Source organism: Wolbachia endosymbiont of Nomada ferruginata, assembly GCF_001675785.1.
GTDB lineage: Bacteria > Pseudomonadota > Alphaproteobacteria > Rickettsiales > Anaplasmataceae > Wolbachia > Wolbachia pipientis.
The window spans coordinates 1-14,725 of the sequence record NZ_LYUY01000019.1; the positions used below are offsets into that span (position 1 = coordinate 1).

Annotated in this window: 13 protein-coding genes; 3 read left to right on the plus strand and 10 right to left on the minus strand. The window is 34.6% G+C overall.

The window, feature by feature from the left end; translation table 11 throughout:
- Positions 1–142: 142 nt before the first annotated feature.
- Positions 143–253, minus strand: coding sequence for a WPE palindromic element domain-containing protein (locus BA053_RS08285; RefSeq protein ID WP_080717651.1), 111 nt, complete (start codon positions 251–253; stop codon positions 143–145).
- Between the two features lie 387 nt (positions 254–640).
- On the opposite strand from BA053_RS08285, the gene recR reads away from it, so the two are divergent.
- Positions 641–1,246, plus strand: coding sequence for a recombination mediator RecR (recR, locus tag BA053_RS01965; protein WP_065106698.1), 606 nt, complete (start codon positions 641–643; stop codon positions 1,244–1,246).
- A 3-nt stretch (positions 1,247–1,249) separates the two neighbouring features.
- Positions 1,250–2,470, plus strand: coding sequence for a KAP family P-loop NTPase fold protein (locus BA053_RS01970; RefSeq protein ID WP_065094767.1), 1,221 nt, complete (start codon positions 1,250–1,252; stop codon positions 2,468–2,470).
- A 45-nt stretch (positions 2,471–2,515) separates the two neighbouring features.
- Here the strand turns inward: BA053_RS01970 and BA053_RS01975 are convergent, their stop codons facing one another.
- Positions 2,516–3,415 carry a hypothetical protein gene (locus BA053_RS01975; RefSeq protein ID WP_065094766.1) on the minus strand — a complete coding sequence of 300 codons (900 nt, stop codon included), beginning with the start codon at positions 3,413–3,415 and terminating at the stop codon, positions 2,516–2,518.
- 79 nt (positions 3,416–3,494) lie between these two features.
- The gene (locus BA053_RS01980; RefSeq protein ID WP_065094772.1) at positions 3,495–4,841 is read right to left on the minus strand and encodes a pyruvate dehydrogenase complex dihydrolipoamide acetyltransferase; all 1,347 of its coding nucleotides are present in this window, start codon (positions 4,839–4,841) and stop codon (positions 3,495–3,497) included.
- 73 nt (positions 4,842–4,914) lie between these two features.
- Here BA053_RS01980 and BA053_RS01985 point away from each other — a divergent pair, with 73 nt between their 5' ends.
- Positions 4,915–5,403, plus strand: a complete 489-nt coding sequence (locus BA053_RS01985) for an SH3 domain-containing protein (RefSeq protein ID WP_245611553.1) — start codon at positions 4,915–4,917, stop codon at positions 5,401–5,403.
- Here the strand turns inward: BA053_RS01985 and BA053_RS01990 are convergent.
- The 7 genes from BA053_RS01990 to BA053_RS02020 form a co-directional block, all read right to left on the minus strand.
- Positions 5,400–5,885: a WBM0748 family T4SS-associated protein gene (locus tag BA053_RS01990; protein ID WP_065094764.1), complete on the minus strand. Its 486-nt coding sequence runs from the start codon at positions 5,883–5,885 to the stop codon at positions 5,400–5,402. The two genes, BA053_RS01985 and BA053_RS01990, sit on opposite strands and share 4 nt — an antisense overlap.
- Positions 5,886–6,005: 120 nt before the next feature.
- Complete coding sequence (locus tag BA053_RS01995) at positions 6,006–8,810, minus strand: hypothetical protein (protein ID WP_065106700.1); 2,805 nt, start codon at positions 8,808–8,810, stop codon at positions 6,006–6,008.
- Positions 8,791–11,145 carry a VirB4 family type IV secretion/conjugal transfer ATPase gene (locus BA053_RS02000; protein ID WP_065094771.1) on the minus strand — a complete coding sequence of 785 codons (2,355 nt, stop codon included), beginning with the start codon at positions 11,143–11,145 and terminating at the stop codon, positions 8,791–8,793. The genes BA053_RS01995 and BA053_RS02000 overlap by 20 nt, the downstream gene beginning before the upstream one ends.
- A 44-nt stretch (positions 11,146–11,189) precedes the next feature.
- Complete coding sequence (locus BA053_RS02005) at positions 11,190–11,564, minus strand: hypothetical protein (RefSeq protein WP_022626145.1); 375 nt, start codon at positions 11,562–11,564, stop codon at positions 11,190–11,192.
- A gap of 101 nt (positions 11,565–11,665) precedes the next feature.
- Positions 11,666–12,778: a hypothetical protein gene (locus BA053_RS02010; protein ID WP_065094770.1), complete on the minus strand. Its 1,113-nt coding sequence runs from the start codon at positions 12,776–12,778 to the stop codon at positions 11,666–11,668.
- A gap of 122 nt (positions 12,779–12,900) precedes the next feature.
- Complete coding sequence (locus tag BA053_RS02015; RefSeq protein WP_065094761.1) at positions 12,901–13,929, minus strand: NAD(P)H-dependent flavin oxidoreductase; 1,029 nt, start codon at positions 13,927–13,929, stop codon at positions 12,901–12,903.
- A 5-nt stretch (positions 13,930–13,934) separates the two neighbouring features.
- Positions 13,935–14,456, minus strand: a complete 522-nt coding sequence (locus BA053_RS02020) for a cytochrome b (protein WP_065094760.1) — start codon at positions 14,454–14,456, stop codon at positions 13,935–13,937.
- Positions 14,457–14,725: the final 269 nt, after the last annotated feature.

Consider the following 14,725-nt stretch of genomic DNA (forward strand, 5'->3'; position numbering starts at 1 on the left):
ACCCCAGGGCTTCTTTTGCCTTTTTTTTCATTTGGTAAATTTCTTAATATTTATAGCTAAAGTAATTTAAAAGTCCGTGAAGGGTGTCATGCCAGTGCTTGACACTGGCATCCAGTTTTCCATATAATCTCATCAAAAATGTTTATTTTCTAGCTACTTTTATACTTATCAACCCAGTATGCTTACTTACAATTAAAATTTCTGGATCCCAGTGTCTGGGCACTGGGATGACAGCTAGCCTGACAACCGTCATCCCGCTACTTGTTAGCGGCTAAGAGATACCGCGAATGAATCGCGGTATGACGGTTCGCGGCAGTATGACGTAGAGCTCACGTTAGCTATACTTTTATGCTTACCAACTTAATAAAATTCCTGGATCCCAGTGTCTGGGCACTGGGATGACAAAAAAGGAGGCACTAGGATGACAAAGGAGAGCTACTCGGATGATACCTTTTTTCTACTTAGTTTGGGTTATGCAAGAAGTCTATTATAATCAGGCTTTAAGTGTGCGGAAGTAATTTTTTTCGTTAAAGTAAAAAATTTTTTCTATAGCTGATCAAAGTGGGATCAAGAGAAACTTACCACTTTCTTTACAAAGGGTTTGATGTTACCATTTGACTGCCTATTCTGAATTTATTGAATGAACGTTAACATAAAAAATCTAGTTCATGCTTTCTCTAAATTGCCAAGTTTAGGGCCATCATCATCACGCAGGTTAGTTATACATTTACTCCAAAACAAAGAGAAAGTTATGCTACCACTTGCATCTTTGATTAAAGAGCTAGCAGATCTTATAATAGAGTGTGAAGTTTGCGGAAATCTAGATACTAAATCACCTTGTTCTATTTGTACTAACCCAAAACGTGACACTAAGTTACTGTGTGTAGTAGAAGAATTAGGTGATCTATGGGCGTTTGAAAAAGGAAGTATATATTCAGGTTTATACCATATTTTGGGTGGCAGATTGTCTGCGATAAATGGCATAGGTCCAAAAGAACTCAACCTTGATACTATTCTGAAAAGAGTGATGGAGTCTAAAATTGAAGAGATAATTATCGCAATCAATCCAACATTAGAGGGCCAAGTTACTGCACAATATATAACTCAATTGCTAAAAGACTTGAATGTGAAAATATCGCGCCTTGCTTGTGGCATACCAATGGGCGGAGAAATTGACTATCTTGATGAAGGAACGCTGAGGATAGCACTTACTTCAAGACAAGAATATGAGTTAAATATAAAATAAGACATGTGCTTAAAAAAACTTATATCGCTAATAACATTCAAAAAGAAAGAAATAGCGCCACCACTTAAAGTGGTGGCTTGGGAAAATGACCGTCTAAACTATAAGCAATTTTCAGGTAAATTTAACAATATAATTAAAACAATTGATCAGTCTTTTACAATAATATCTTTGGAAGGATATGATGGATGGGGCAAGACGTTTTTTTTGAAAGAATGGGTAAAAGAGTTAAAACAGCAAAATGAAATTGCAGCTTATTATAGTGCATGGGATATCAATGCATTGGACCAACCACTGCCTTCTTTTTTAAATTTCCTATTTGAAGATTTATTTGTATCGTATAAAGTAAAAAGAAGTGTTATACAACAGTTCAAGAACATAAACCAAGAGCTATTTTCTCTAAACACACTAGGAAAGCTGATCAGTAAATCTCCACTTGCTATGCTTTCAGTATTTCTTGATGCTGCAAAAGAGGCTGATAAAAAAGACATAGGTTTTGTCTTGAGTGAATTAAGTCTTCTCCAAAGAAGAAAAGAGAGTACTAGAGATTTTAAAACACAGTTAGCGGATGTGGTTAATAAAATCAGAAAAGACAAAAACATTTATATAATGGTGGATAATCTTGATGTGTGCCGTCCTAAATTTGTTGTCGATTTTTTGGAATCTATAAAGTATATGCTTGATGTGGAGGGGCTGGTTTTCATTATTCCTGTAAGTAAAGATAAGAGTAATGTACAAAGAGCAATCAGCACAATACTTGGACCAAATTTTGACCTAAAATCTTTTACTGGTCTCTCTTTACATTTACCAAAACAACCGATAGAAAAATTTACAAAAGAACTATTTGAAAATATTAAATTACCGAAAAAGTCAAAAAATTTGATTGTAGATAGTTTTATATTTTATGCAGAAAGCCTGTCACTATCGTTAAAAACAATAGAATACTGCGTAAAAAAAATAAAGCTGTGTCTTCTGAATCACACAAGAGAAGAATTACCTGATCCGAATTTGTTTTCATTTTTGGTAATACTGCAATCGATAAATATTGATATATATGAGGAATTAGGTTTTTCATATCAAAGAGCATTGGAAAAAATTGAAAATGAATATAAATCTTTAGTTCTAAATGGTCAAGAAGAATGGGAAAAACTTAAAACCTCTCTAGAAACTGCTTTTGCAGAGAGGGAGTCAAAAATTAACAAAGCTATAAAGGATATACTATTTTGAAAAGATACCCTACCTTTACATATACAAAGATAGGGTAACATTTGATTAACGCCCTTTTACTATGTCATTACCTTGTTCAAACTTTCTGATTAATTCGCTTACATTGACATTAGATAATTTTTTACCTGCAGATTTGTCATTATGTGAAGCATCAGGTTTACGAAGGTCTTCCTTACTGTTACTCCTAGTAATATTACATCTAACAATGTTTGAATTATTAGACTTATCGCTTACATCTGAAATATTGCTTTTTTCACTACATGAAGACGAATTACTCGACATATTGCCTAAGCTAAAGAGCTTTTTACCTTGATAGATTGGATTCCAATCAAGTGGATTATAAGTTTTTTTGCTAGTCTCAACCTTTTGGTTATTTTGCTGTTTAGGAGAAAAACCAAGTTTTTCTCTTTCTTTCTTGCTTAGCGTTTTGAGAAATTTTACGGTTTCTAATTCATCAGTTGCTTGTACTTTATGTAAATCAAAGCTTTTTTGATGGTTATCCTGCTTAACATTTTCCATCATTTTATCTTTTATTGTTCTATCCTCATCATCAGAAGTGCTGCTACTAATATCACTGATACCACTATCCCCTGAATCACGGCGTTGTTTGTTAGGAGTGCTATGAATGTTGTCTTCCATGAGTTTTTGCATTGTTGGGCCAAATGTTCTTCCAAGATTGCTACTTACTGTTTTATTACTATCATTTGCTTGAGAATGAGGTGCATTTCGCTCAAAAATCGCTTTTATTCCAGCAAATTTAGCTTGGGAAGATTTCGGAGGAACAGGTGGATTAAGCTTTACTATTTTTTCTAACTCATTCTGCAACGATAACTTGGTCTCTGGTGCTCTTGGTGTTACCTGTGGGGCAACCATGCCTTTTGAGTTAATCTTTCCTTCATTTTTAGGAAAAATTTTTGGATTGTTTTTTTCTACTGTAGTATTCATTTTTTTACCTCTAAGCCTATTAACTAGTAGAATTATAAACTTAGAGGTATTAATTTTGTAATAACGATGCTAACAGGTTTCAAATAAGCATCGCCAGAGGATTCTCTATATAATGCTTAAAGGCGTTTAAAAATTTTGCTCCGAGTGCTCCATCAACCGTCCTATGGTCAACAGAGAGTGTTACTGTCATTATTTCTGCTATCTCTATTTTCTCATTTATAACAATTGGTTGTTTTTTGGATGCACCAACTGCCATTATGCAAGACTGCGGTGGGTTGATTATAGCACTGAAGGCTTTTATACCAAACATCCCTAAGTTGGAGATAGTAAACCCTCCTCCTTGAAACTCTTCAGGTTTCAATTTTCCAGATCTTGCTCTGCTTACTAAATCTTTCACTTCTTTTGATATAGATAAAATACCCTTTTTATCAGCATTTTTTACTATAGGAGTAATTAGCCCATCTTCAAGTGCCACAGCAATTGAAATATCTACATTCGAGTATTTAAGTATTTTATTATCTATCCACGAAGAATTTATATCAGGAAATTTTTTCATGCTGAAAGCTGCAGCTTTTATGATTAGATCATTAATTGTTACTTTATTGTTTTCATCTGCTGAGTTAATCTCGTTTTTTAACGATATTAACTTATCAACCTGGCAGTCTACAGTTAAATAAAAATGTGGAACATTCTGTTTTGATTCAGTCAGGCGCTGTGCTATCACTTGGCGCATGTTGCTTACTTCAACTATGGTATCTTTCTCAGGACTTTCAGTATGTATACCACTGCCTAAAAACTCCAACACATCAGCCTTAATTATGCGACCATATGGTCCTGTACCTTTTAATTGCTGCACATTAACCCCTTCATTTTGAGCTATTTTCTTAGCTAATGGGCTTATTTTTGTTCTACCTTCTGCATAACCCTCTGTCATCTGAGTAGCTGACACTGGGATCCATTCTTCTTTTCTAGATCCCAGTGTCAAGCACTGGGATGACATTGAGGGGTTGGATTCCAGCGTCACGCGCTGGAATGACACCGAAGAATAACTTATTGGCTTTCCGTTTAAATCTTGGTGTTCTGATTTTTGATTATCAACAGCACTTTTTGTCACTTCCTTTTTAACTGCACTATTGATGGAAGTTGAAGTATAGTTGTTAAGTGCACTTTCATCTTCTTCTTCTTCCAGCATTAAAGCTATTGGTTGATTTACAGGCACGCCACTTGTTCCTTCTGTTACTAAAATTTTTGCTAAAACTCCTTCATCTATAGATTCAAACTCCATTATGGCTTTATCAGTCTCTATCTCAGCAATTACATCGCCTACTTCAACTTTGTCTTGTTCTTTTTTATGCCACTTTACAATTTTTCCTCCAGTTTTGCTCATTGTCGGTGAAAGAGCAGGCATTAATATTTCTATAGGCATTGATTTTGCATTTAAAGATCTATTCAATTTTTAATTTACTCTTTATCTTATGTCAACCTAATCGTGAATTATGATGAATAAGTCTGTTACACTATCCCTCACGTTATCCCAGTGCGTGACACTGGGATCTTGGTTCAGTACTATTATCCTATTGTTTTTATTATTTAGCCATAGCTTGTTTGCTAACAACTTTGTTTCAACCAAATCAAATAAGATCAACATGAGAACGGGGCCAGGGTTTCACTATCCTGTAAAATGGATATACACTTGCAAAAATCTGCCCCTGAAAGTGATAGAAGAGTTTGGGAGTTGGAAAAAGGTCTGCGATATAGATGAAGACTGCGGATGGATAAAAGGCAATCTTCTTAGTGATAAGCGCTACGCGATTGTAAAAGAAGATACTTATGGATATCAAAAACAGAGTGTAGACAGCAAGATTACTATGAAAATAGACAAGTTTGTTGTGATGAAGATAGAAAAATGCAACGAAGAATGGTGCTTTCTTTCCACCCCAAAACGCAAAGCATGGGTACAAAAAAAACATATATATGGGGTTGATTAGGTTGACAAAAGATCTGAATTAACACTAGTTTCTGGGCCTTCTGTAGCATGCTCTTCAGATGAAGCAGAGGGTTCTTGAGGCTCTGGAGACTGTACAGGGCTATCACAGAAACTCCTTAACATCTCCTCAGCGGATGAATCTAAAATTTGTACAATAGACTTTTCACTCTGCTCTTTTAGCGATTGATCCATTCTAGAAATCAACTCAGAAAACTCGCTACCTGATTTTTCAGCTTCACTTTTTATTTTACTTTCTATGCTTGCAATATTACCTTGGTCAATTTCTTCTTTTGTTATGTTGAATGACTTTGCAACATCTTGATATCCAATCTTGCAATTTCCACAACCAATTATGCAAAAAGTAATAGAATCAGATATTTCGCTTGCAGCCCAATTATGTATAGTGTAAGCCAAATAATTGTCATGGTATTTAATGCTAAATTGTTGTTCTATTAACTCAGAAATTTTATTCTTTAGAGACATAAAGCACCCTCCTACATTCGTTATACCTTTTTGTTAAGATACAGCAATTACACCATTTACTACATGCTTTACTTTAATTAATTATTAAAACAAGAGCATCATTTCCAGAGCTATATCTTTTTACCTTGATAATTCTTTTTTGACTTCCTCTTTAATTATCCCACTTATATTCACGTTAAGATCCCCTACCCAAAAATCAGTCATAGTTTCAAGATCGTATAGATCCTCTATTACTTTTTTAATAGCAGCATTTATTTCTTCTTCGTCAAATTCCTTTATAATAGGTCTAATCTTCACATACCCTGGAGAGCCTTTACCATAAATTCCTTTGCTTTTATTAATGCAGCCACCTGCACCAGATCTACTGCTTCTCAAACCACTTCCACACTCTACTGTTTCATACTTGATTTCACCATTTTCTATATATGCTATTCGATTGTCTTGTGTAGACTTCAGTTTATCTGCCTTTACAATTTTCTCCTCTAGCTTTAAATCTTGCTTATGAATTACTGTTTCCTCATAACCCTTACCACCGTATGTTCTATACTCACCTCCACCTGCAACAGTAATCAGTTGCTGGCAATGTTGCTTCTGCGAATTGCACATTTCTATGAAAACAGGTCCCCCGTCCTTATCTGAGAGGTTACTTTCCTGGTTACCCCCTCCCTCTGTGACTTGCACCTTAATTATAGGATAATTAGGATCGATTTTCAGTTTAGCTTTAATATAATCTCCTGGCATCCCTACTCTGCTTTCAGTAGAATGGCATTTTTGATTGTCACAGCCACTACCTTGTATATGACCTGCTTCACCACTTCCCCACGCTTCTATTTTAATACGATCAAATTTTATTGATAAGTCATCTGTATAAACATCTTTATTTTTATGATCATAGGATTTTTCATTATTTTTTTCAAGATCTGGTTTCTTATTTTTCAGCTGTTCCTTGATTATCTCTTTTAATTTTTCTTTTAATTTCTTTTTGAGACCTTCTAAATCGAACCTACACAATTTATCAGCGTAAAAGACCTCCGTTCTGTTTGCTTTTATTGGTGCTTCTGGTTGCGTGACAACGCCATTTGTATTTTGTGAAATCTTTGTATAAAAAGGTTGAGTGTTTTCTTTGTCTACATATCGTGTTGAACGGCTGCATGTTCCAGTAAAGCAGATACAACCATCATCACCTTGATTACATTTTTCTCTATGCTCTACATCCGTCAATTTGTACACTACTTTCAGTCCTTTACTAGATTTAAATGTATCGTCTATCTCATCATTTCTTTTTACACAGTAACTGCATTTCCCCTTTTCCTGTTTATTGTTGTCAGGGAAGAAAACATACCCTTGCTTATTAAATATTATTTTATCCAACTGATTTTGAGGTCTTTTCAAAAGGTCACCTATTTCCTTGCTTGGAAGATAATAGAACTGATTTGATTCCTTTGAATAAACAGAATTGTATTTAGTATATCTTGTTCCCATTAATTTTAGTGGTATTATTTTATTTTCTCTTTCAAGAACAAACTCCTCTGGTTCTGGCTGCCATCCAGAAAGACAAAGCATTTTACTGTTAGAATTTCCTTTATACTTTACTTCTATTTCTGGTTGTCCTAAGTTGTTCAATTTGCACTTATTCCCCTGAAACTCTTTACATTCCGTTTCAATATCAGGAACATAGCCATATTCTTTCAGAACTTTAAATTGTTGCGGATTACTTTCTAATATACCTTCTATAATATTATCAATATAACTTTTTTTGTTATTACTATCAGTCGTTTTTGCTACTATTGCTGGTTTTACCACTTTTAAAGATAGAGGACCAATATTTACAGGATGTTTGTGGTCGGTATTAACATTAAAAGTACATAAACCATCACTGTAGGTTCCACGTGCTTCATAAGTACAAGCGCTCTTGCTCATCTTCATTCTTATCTTTAACGTGTCACTCTGCTTTCCAGACGCGTTACTTTGTACTATTTCTACTACTTCAGGCTCTGGAGCAGGTGGTGCCGGGAAGCAGCGGATGAACTGTGGATTTTTTTCATCTATACTTTGAGTTCCAAGGTATTCAGCACAGAGCTTATCTTTTTCTCTATAAGTTTTGAAGTAGTACGTGATGCCATCTTTGTCTAAAATAGAGCGCCACTCAGCTTTATTTTCTCCATACCCTTTAGGGAAATCTAATTTTTCTCCAATCTCTCCGTCTCTTCCTTTCAGATCACCAATGATTACCTTAACCTTAGGATTAAAGTAATCATTGTCTTTATCTGTTATAGGAACAATTCTAACTTGTGGAAGCGACATTGCAAGTTGTTCACAAAATGGAGGGGGGCCAGGTGCAAGTGGAACAGGAGCACATTTTACTGCCGTTTGGTAGCAGGTATCACAGACTTTTTCCATCTCCCCAGGACGAAAAATATTCTCACCCGAAAATACTCTAGAACCCCATGAAGAAATTCCTGACATACAAGCCCCTTTTTGACTGCAAGCACATATTTTAGGAGAGTTAGCGAATCTTCTTTTTTCCTCATCAGTAACACCGTCTGCCCATTCCCATTTAAGACCCCGAGCAATTTCTCCTCCAGCTTTTGTTTTATCCCCTTCCCAATCAATAAAAGCTGCAGCAGAAACTCCAGCTCCTGTACCTTGCGTTCCATATATCTGGCGGCAGGATTCCCCACTTTGTAAGTCATAACAATAACTTTGTCCATCATAAGCACATACTCTAATTTTGGGATTAAAGTAACCATCAACTCCTTGATCTTTTATTGCTTGCACCTTAATTTCCTTTACCCAATCTCCACCAACTATTGCTTCCCACCAAGTATTACTTTCTACAAATGTTGGACAATCAGCATATCCTTGATACGAAAGACCAAGTATCAAAAAAAATATCAATAAGAAATTAAGCTTTACACTTCTCATAAAATACCGGTAACCACTCATTAACTTCTTCTCCTTTTTCTTTTATTGCCTCATACATATACTTTATAGTCTCTTTGTTAGCTGAAAGTACATGTATTTCTTGCATATCCTTCAAATCCAGATTTAAGGTTACTAATCCTTTGTACTGTTTTATCAAAAATAAACCTTCCTGTGTTGGCGTCTGCAGAATTATATTCAGCTCCTCTTTCGATAGAGAAAATGCCTTCATGTATAATCTATTTGCATTGACGTTCGGCATCAAGATTCTTGTATCAACATGTTTATCTAAATATTGAGTAAATTTGCTAGCAAATGCGAGATTTAAATTCTCAGTACTTAGGATTACTACAACATTTAGTTCCGTCATTCTTTGCATCCAGTTATCAAACTCTTTCTCTGTAGGAAAAATATTACTTATCTCCCATGCTTCATCCAAAACAAGTATTGCAGGCGAGCCATCACATTTTGCCTCAAAAGAATATAAAAAATAGTAAAGTATCACGGACATACATTCCTTTTTTTTTGTAAGGTTTGCGGTGTTGAGAGATATAATTTTTGTTTCCCAGTCAATATCTGATTCATCACCATCTTGAAATAAGTAAGCAAAGTCACCATCGTCACACCATCTACTTATCTTACCCCCAAGGAGCAAGAGCACCTCAGAAATTTGTGAAATAGAACGTGATTCCTTGGGTATAGCAAATATAGAATCCACAATTTTTCTTATCTTTTCTTCTACGTCCACCAAGCTCGTATCGGCTACCATTCTTCTGATCAGTTCAACCAACATATTGCGATTGGAAGCACTATCTTCAATGTTTAGTGGATTAAATTTTAGGCTTTTGTCCTTATATTTTGGATCGATTATGTAATATTTACCACTCACTGCTTTAGTAAAAATTATTGATTTTCCAGTGTTATCCAATATGACAATTCTTGGGTTAAACTTTCTTGATTCTGATAATAGAAAATTAATGAGTGAAGTTCTGCCTGAATTTGGAGCTCCGAGTATCGTAGTATGGCCATTATTTCTTTTTCCATGAAAATTAAAGAAGTAAGGATTTCCTTTTTTTGAGAAAAAAATCATTACCGCTTCTTTCCACCTTCTTCCTTTTAATGTACCTGACGTAAAATCGTGCAGCATAGCAAAGCTGCAAGCGTATTTTGTTAAGATATTTTTCGGTTGCGTAATAAAAGCAAAATTGCCTGGAAGTTGTGCCCAAAAATGACTTTCCATATGTAAATCAGTTCTAAACATCATGAAGCCAACTAATGACATTATAGAAGATAAATCACTAATACTTTCAGCTAACTTATTCCTATCATCTGCAAATATTGTAAAAATAATTTTCTGTTGGCAGAAGTCTATACTAGAGGTCTTTTCAAGCTCTATTATTTCTTCAATTCCTGAGCTTTTAAGTAAGGTATTATCCTCACTAATTTGCAGCATGTTGATTTGTTTTTTAAATTCTTTTATTGCTTTATTATTACTAGTAAATATCATTATTTCTGTAATGATAAATTCAGATTCAAGCTGCAAGCATCTATCTATATTACCTAAAGAGATTTCCCGGTATTCTTTTATGCTGAAAATAGAGCCAAATTTCTGTTGATTTTCAAATATTGTTTGAAACGTATTGAAACCAAAAGCTATTTTAAAATTTCTAATATATTGCGACAGGTCCCTTTCATGTATTGGATAATCTTTGTGCGTTAATGTAACAATATAGTGGAGAAATTCTATCATTTCAGAATATATTTTACCTTCACTAAACCTTAGACCCAGTTTTTTAGCTCCAAAAGGTTCTAAATCATTTTGAATTAAGTCAGTTATCTTTTGCAACTCCTGATGGCTTTCTTGTAAAGACAACTTATGCTTATTCTTTATTCTATTGAAAAAAAACGAATTATTAGTATGCTTGCCAAAATCGCTAAACAATATTACAATGTATAGTTCATTTATATACTGTAATTTACTATCAGTTAGTTTATTAAACCACGTTGAATGTAGGTTGTCAGAGAAGTCTTCAGTTTTATTCCATTTCAAGCTCAGTTTATTGCGCTTTCTAACGGTATGAATCCAAACGGTAAAATACAGGCTATTAATATTTTTTGATATGCTTTTTCTAATTTCAGTTCTGAGGTCGCTGTAGTTATCAACAGAAGAATAATCTTCTAACTTGATTATTTTTAACAATTCTCCCTGTTTTGTTAGTATGGTTTCTTCATCGTAATGACAAGCATAAGGAACAAAATCTAAATCAATGCTTTCTAGTAATGCTAAGTTGTTCTTTTTTTCAAACTTAGAGTTAATCGCTGGTACTTTTAGCTGCATATGCGTATTCAATAAAGATAATTAAAAAAGATAAAAATACTATCTTAATTTTTATCTTTTTTTTCGCTATCGGATTGTAATTTTATATCTTTTGCAAAGTTAAATTTTTCTTTTAAGTAGTCTGTTGCCTTTTCTGTACTACCGAACATCAGGACCAGTACACCAAACATTATCATAAAAAAGATTAGACCTCTGAACACTACTGCAAGTATCACCGCAGCTATACACAACCCTATGATTGTTGAAGGACTCATATTTTCTACAGTATCTTTAACTGAAAATGAAGAAATAAAATTTTTTACCGTTTCTTGTATACCCTTTAATTCATCACTCGCCGAACTTGCTTCGCTAGAATATGATGCAAAAATGAAACTTAATAAGGCTATAAAAACCAAAACTTTATTCAATTGAATGCGCATCAACTAAATACCTTTTAAACATTTCTTAAATATAACAACTTTTATATCAATAGGCAAGAACTGAATTCACTTATCCACTACAAGTAACACATATTTAATTTTTACCGCTGTGAACATGCTGTAAGCTCTTTATCATCAACAAGAGGACTCACATTAATGGATGTTAATTTACTTGATAGGAAGTTTGAATGCAATTCAGCTACTGCTGCTATAGCAAACACTGCAGCCATAGCAAGTAGTCCTGCTCCTATCAATCCTGATGTCATTGCTCCTGCAACAATGCACCCTATTGTGGAGAGAGCACAACCTGCTACAAGTGCAACGTGAAGATTTCTGTTATTGGGTTGTTTTTCAAGTGGAGTATCTTCACCCTTTTTCTTATTCAAAGGAAATTTCTGCACGATTGTAATGGCGTTTTTTCTGTCCCTTTTTTCTTCGGGTTGCATTGAATCTTTTGCCTGGCTGCCTGTCATCTGAGTAGTTTGACTATTTGGATCCATACTTTCTTTTTCTCTGGATCCCAGTGTCACGCACTGGGATGACACCTGTGGCTCTTCTTCTGCAGTCTGCTCTAGTTGCTTTTGATTCCCAGTATCTTCTTTTTGTGGATCGTTATTTTCTCCAGCAGAGCTTAATATTGAGCTCATACTGCTCCTTCTACTACTTATTGGTGATTCTAAACTTTCTTCACTCGGTTTGCATGAACTTACTCCACTATCTGAGCTACTAGCACATACTTCTTCTTTAGTTGGACTTTCTACATTATTTTCTGTCATCCCAGTGCTTGACACTGGGATCTCTTTTTTTATGGAATTAATAGGTTGTTCTTCTATTTTTGAATCTTTATTGCTGCTCCTTTTAATAATCCCTGAAATTATTTCTAATATTTTCCCTCTTCTTGTTGGTGATCTTTGTAATTGTTCTCTTTCATTGTTAGATACTGAAAGCTCGACCTCTAATTTCATTACTTCTGTTTCCAACACTGGAAGAAATTTTTTGGTGTAATAATTATAAGATTCTTCTTGCTCTTTCAGTGATTTTTCTAATTCAATTAATACATTAGGATTAGCCTCTTTCTTGAACAACTCTATGCATTTTTTGATAGTTCCATCTCCATTTTTTTTTGGGCTTTCATGATTATGTGTTTTTTTTGTTACCTTTTTGTATATAGTGTCGTGCAATTGTTGGTTAATATCTTTTTTAGAACTTAGCATAGACTCCTCCATACATAACAAAATGTATAGATACCTCTTTAGCGTTAATTTTACATTAAAACTGGGCAATTATGCCATATTATAAATAATTGCGGCAACTTGCTTATTGGAAGGTCGCTTAACTATTTGCTTTCTGGGCTTTCTACTTCTACAGATTTGCGTTCAATATGATTGTTTGCTTGTTGAACTAATATATCTATCACTTCTTTCACAGGCTTTTCCCTATCAACCATGCCAACACTTTGACCGGCCATTAAAGATCCTGTTTCAACATCTCCTTCAATCACTGCCCTTCTTAAAGCTCCAGCCCAGAACTTTTCTATTTCAAGCTGCCCATCTTCTTTTGAGATCTGTCCCTTTTGGTATTCATCAATAACTTCTTTTTGACGCTTCATGAAGTCATCGCTTGCTTTGTTGGCTATAGCTCTTACAGGAATTACAGGAAAATCAGCACTTATCTGTACAGAAGGTATTGCATTACGTGCGGCCGATTTAATAAACACTTCCTTAAAATTTTTGTGGGCAATTGACTCATTAGTGCAGACAAATAATGTACCTATTTGACAGCCACTTGCTCCCATTTCCAGGTAATTAACTATCATTTCACCTCTTCCTATTCCACCTGCAACAAACACTGGTATTTGTTCATTTTTAAAATGAGGCAATATCTCTTGTGCAAGAACAGAAGTGCTAACTGGACCTATATGCCCACCTGCTTCCATTCCTTCTATTATTAATGCATCTACTCCCATTTTTACTAACCTTTTCGCAAGGCTTAATGCTGGTGCAAAGCACATAACTTTAATGCCTGCACCCTTGATTTTTTCTATATTAGGCTTTGTTGGCAGTCCACCGGCAAGCACTATATGGCTCACTTTCGTTTCAATACACACATCTATCAACTCACTCAACTTTGGGTGCATAGTAATTAGGTTTACACCAAATGGCTTGTTAGTTAATTTTTGTGTCTCTATGATTTCTTTTTCCAGTAAGTCTGGGAACATTGCACCACATGCAATCACACCAAAACCACCAGCGTTTGAGATTGCTGAGACCAAGTTTCTCTCTGAAACCCAGCTCATAGCACCACCCATTATAGCAAACTCACTGCCAAGAAAATCTGTTCCTTTTTTCCAGAGGCTACTTAACATATAACCTATATCATACGTTTAAAAATATTTTGTTTATCTATAAATGTGTGTTTTAAGGCGCCAAGTATATGTAAGATTATAAAGAGTACCATAAAATATGCAAGCATCGAATGTAGCTCGTTAGCCGTGTTAGCTAGATCTTTGTTTTGATTAATCAACAAAGGGATATGAAAAAAATATTTGATCTGTTTGCCAGAAGCAGAAGACATGACATAGCCAGATAGTGGCATTAGCACCATCAAAGAATATAAACCAAAGTGTACTGCTTTACTTATATTGATTACAAACCGAGAAAAATTTGCTGGAAGTGGTGGAACATAAGTAAAGACGCGAAAAAATATGCGTACTATGATTAATCCAAGAATAGTGATACCGCAAGCCTTATGAATAGCGTATATGTTGAACTTAATTTCATTGCTAAGTGGTAAGCTTTTCATATAAAGTCCAGAGCAAAGCATACCGATAATAAAAATAGCCATCAACCAATGGATAACTCTTAAACCTAGGCTATATTTATCGTCTTCCATTTTGATTACCCTAAAGTAGCATTTATATAATAGAAAAACTATTTTTCAATCAAAATTATTAAAGCAATTTAGATTTACTGACAATGTAGCTATACAAATTCGACCCAGCCGGAAGTCAAGGGCACCTAAGCCATAGAAACGGATTAAACGAAAAACTTACTTGACAAACTCCGCCAGCCTCCTTATCATGGTACTGAAGGTATTCAGTTATCTTCATCTGTGCAGATTAAACAGCAAGAAAACAACGTAGTTGGCGTCTTATTTTTAAT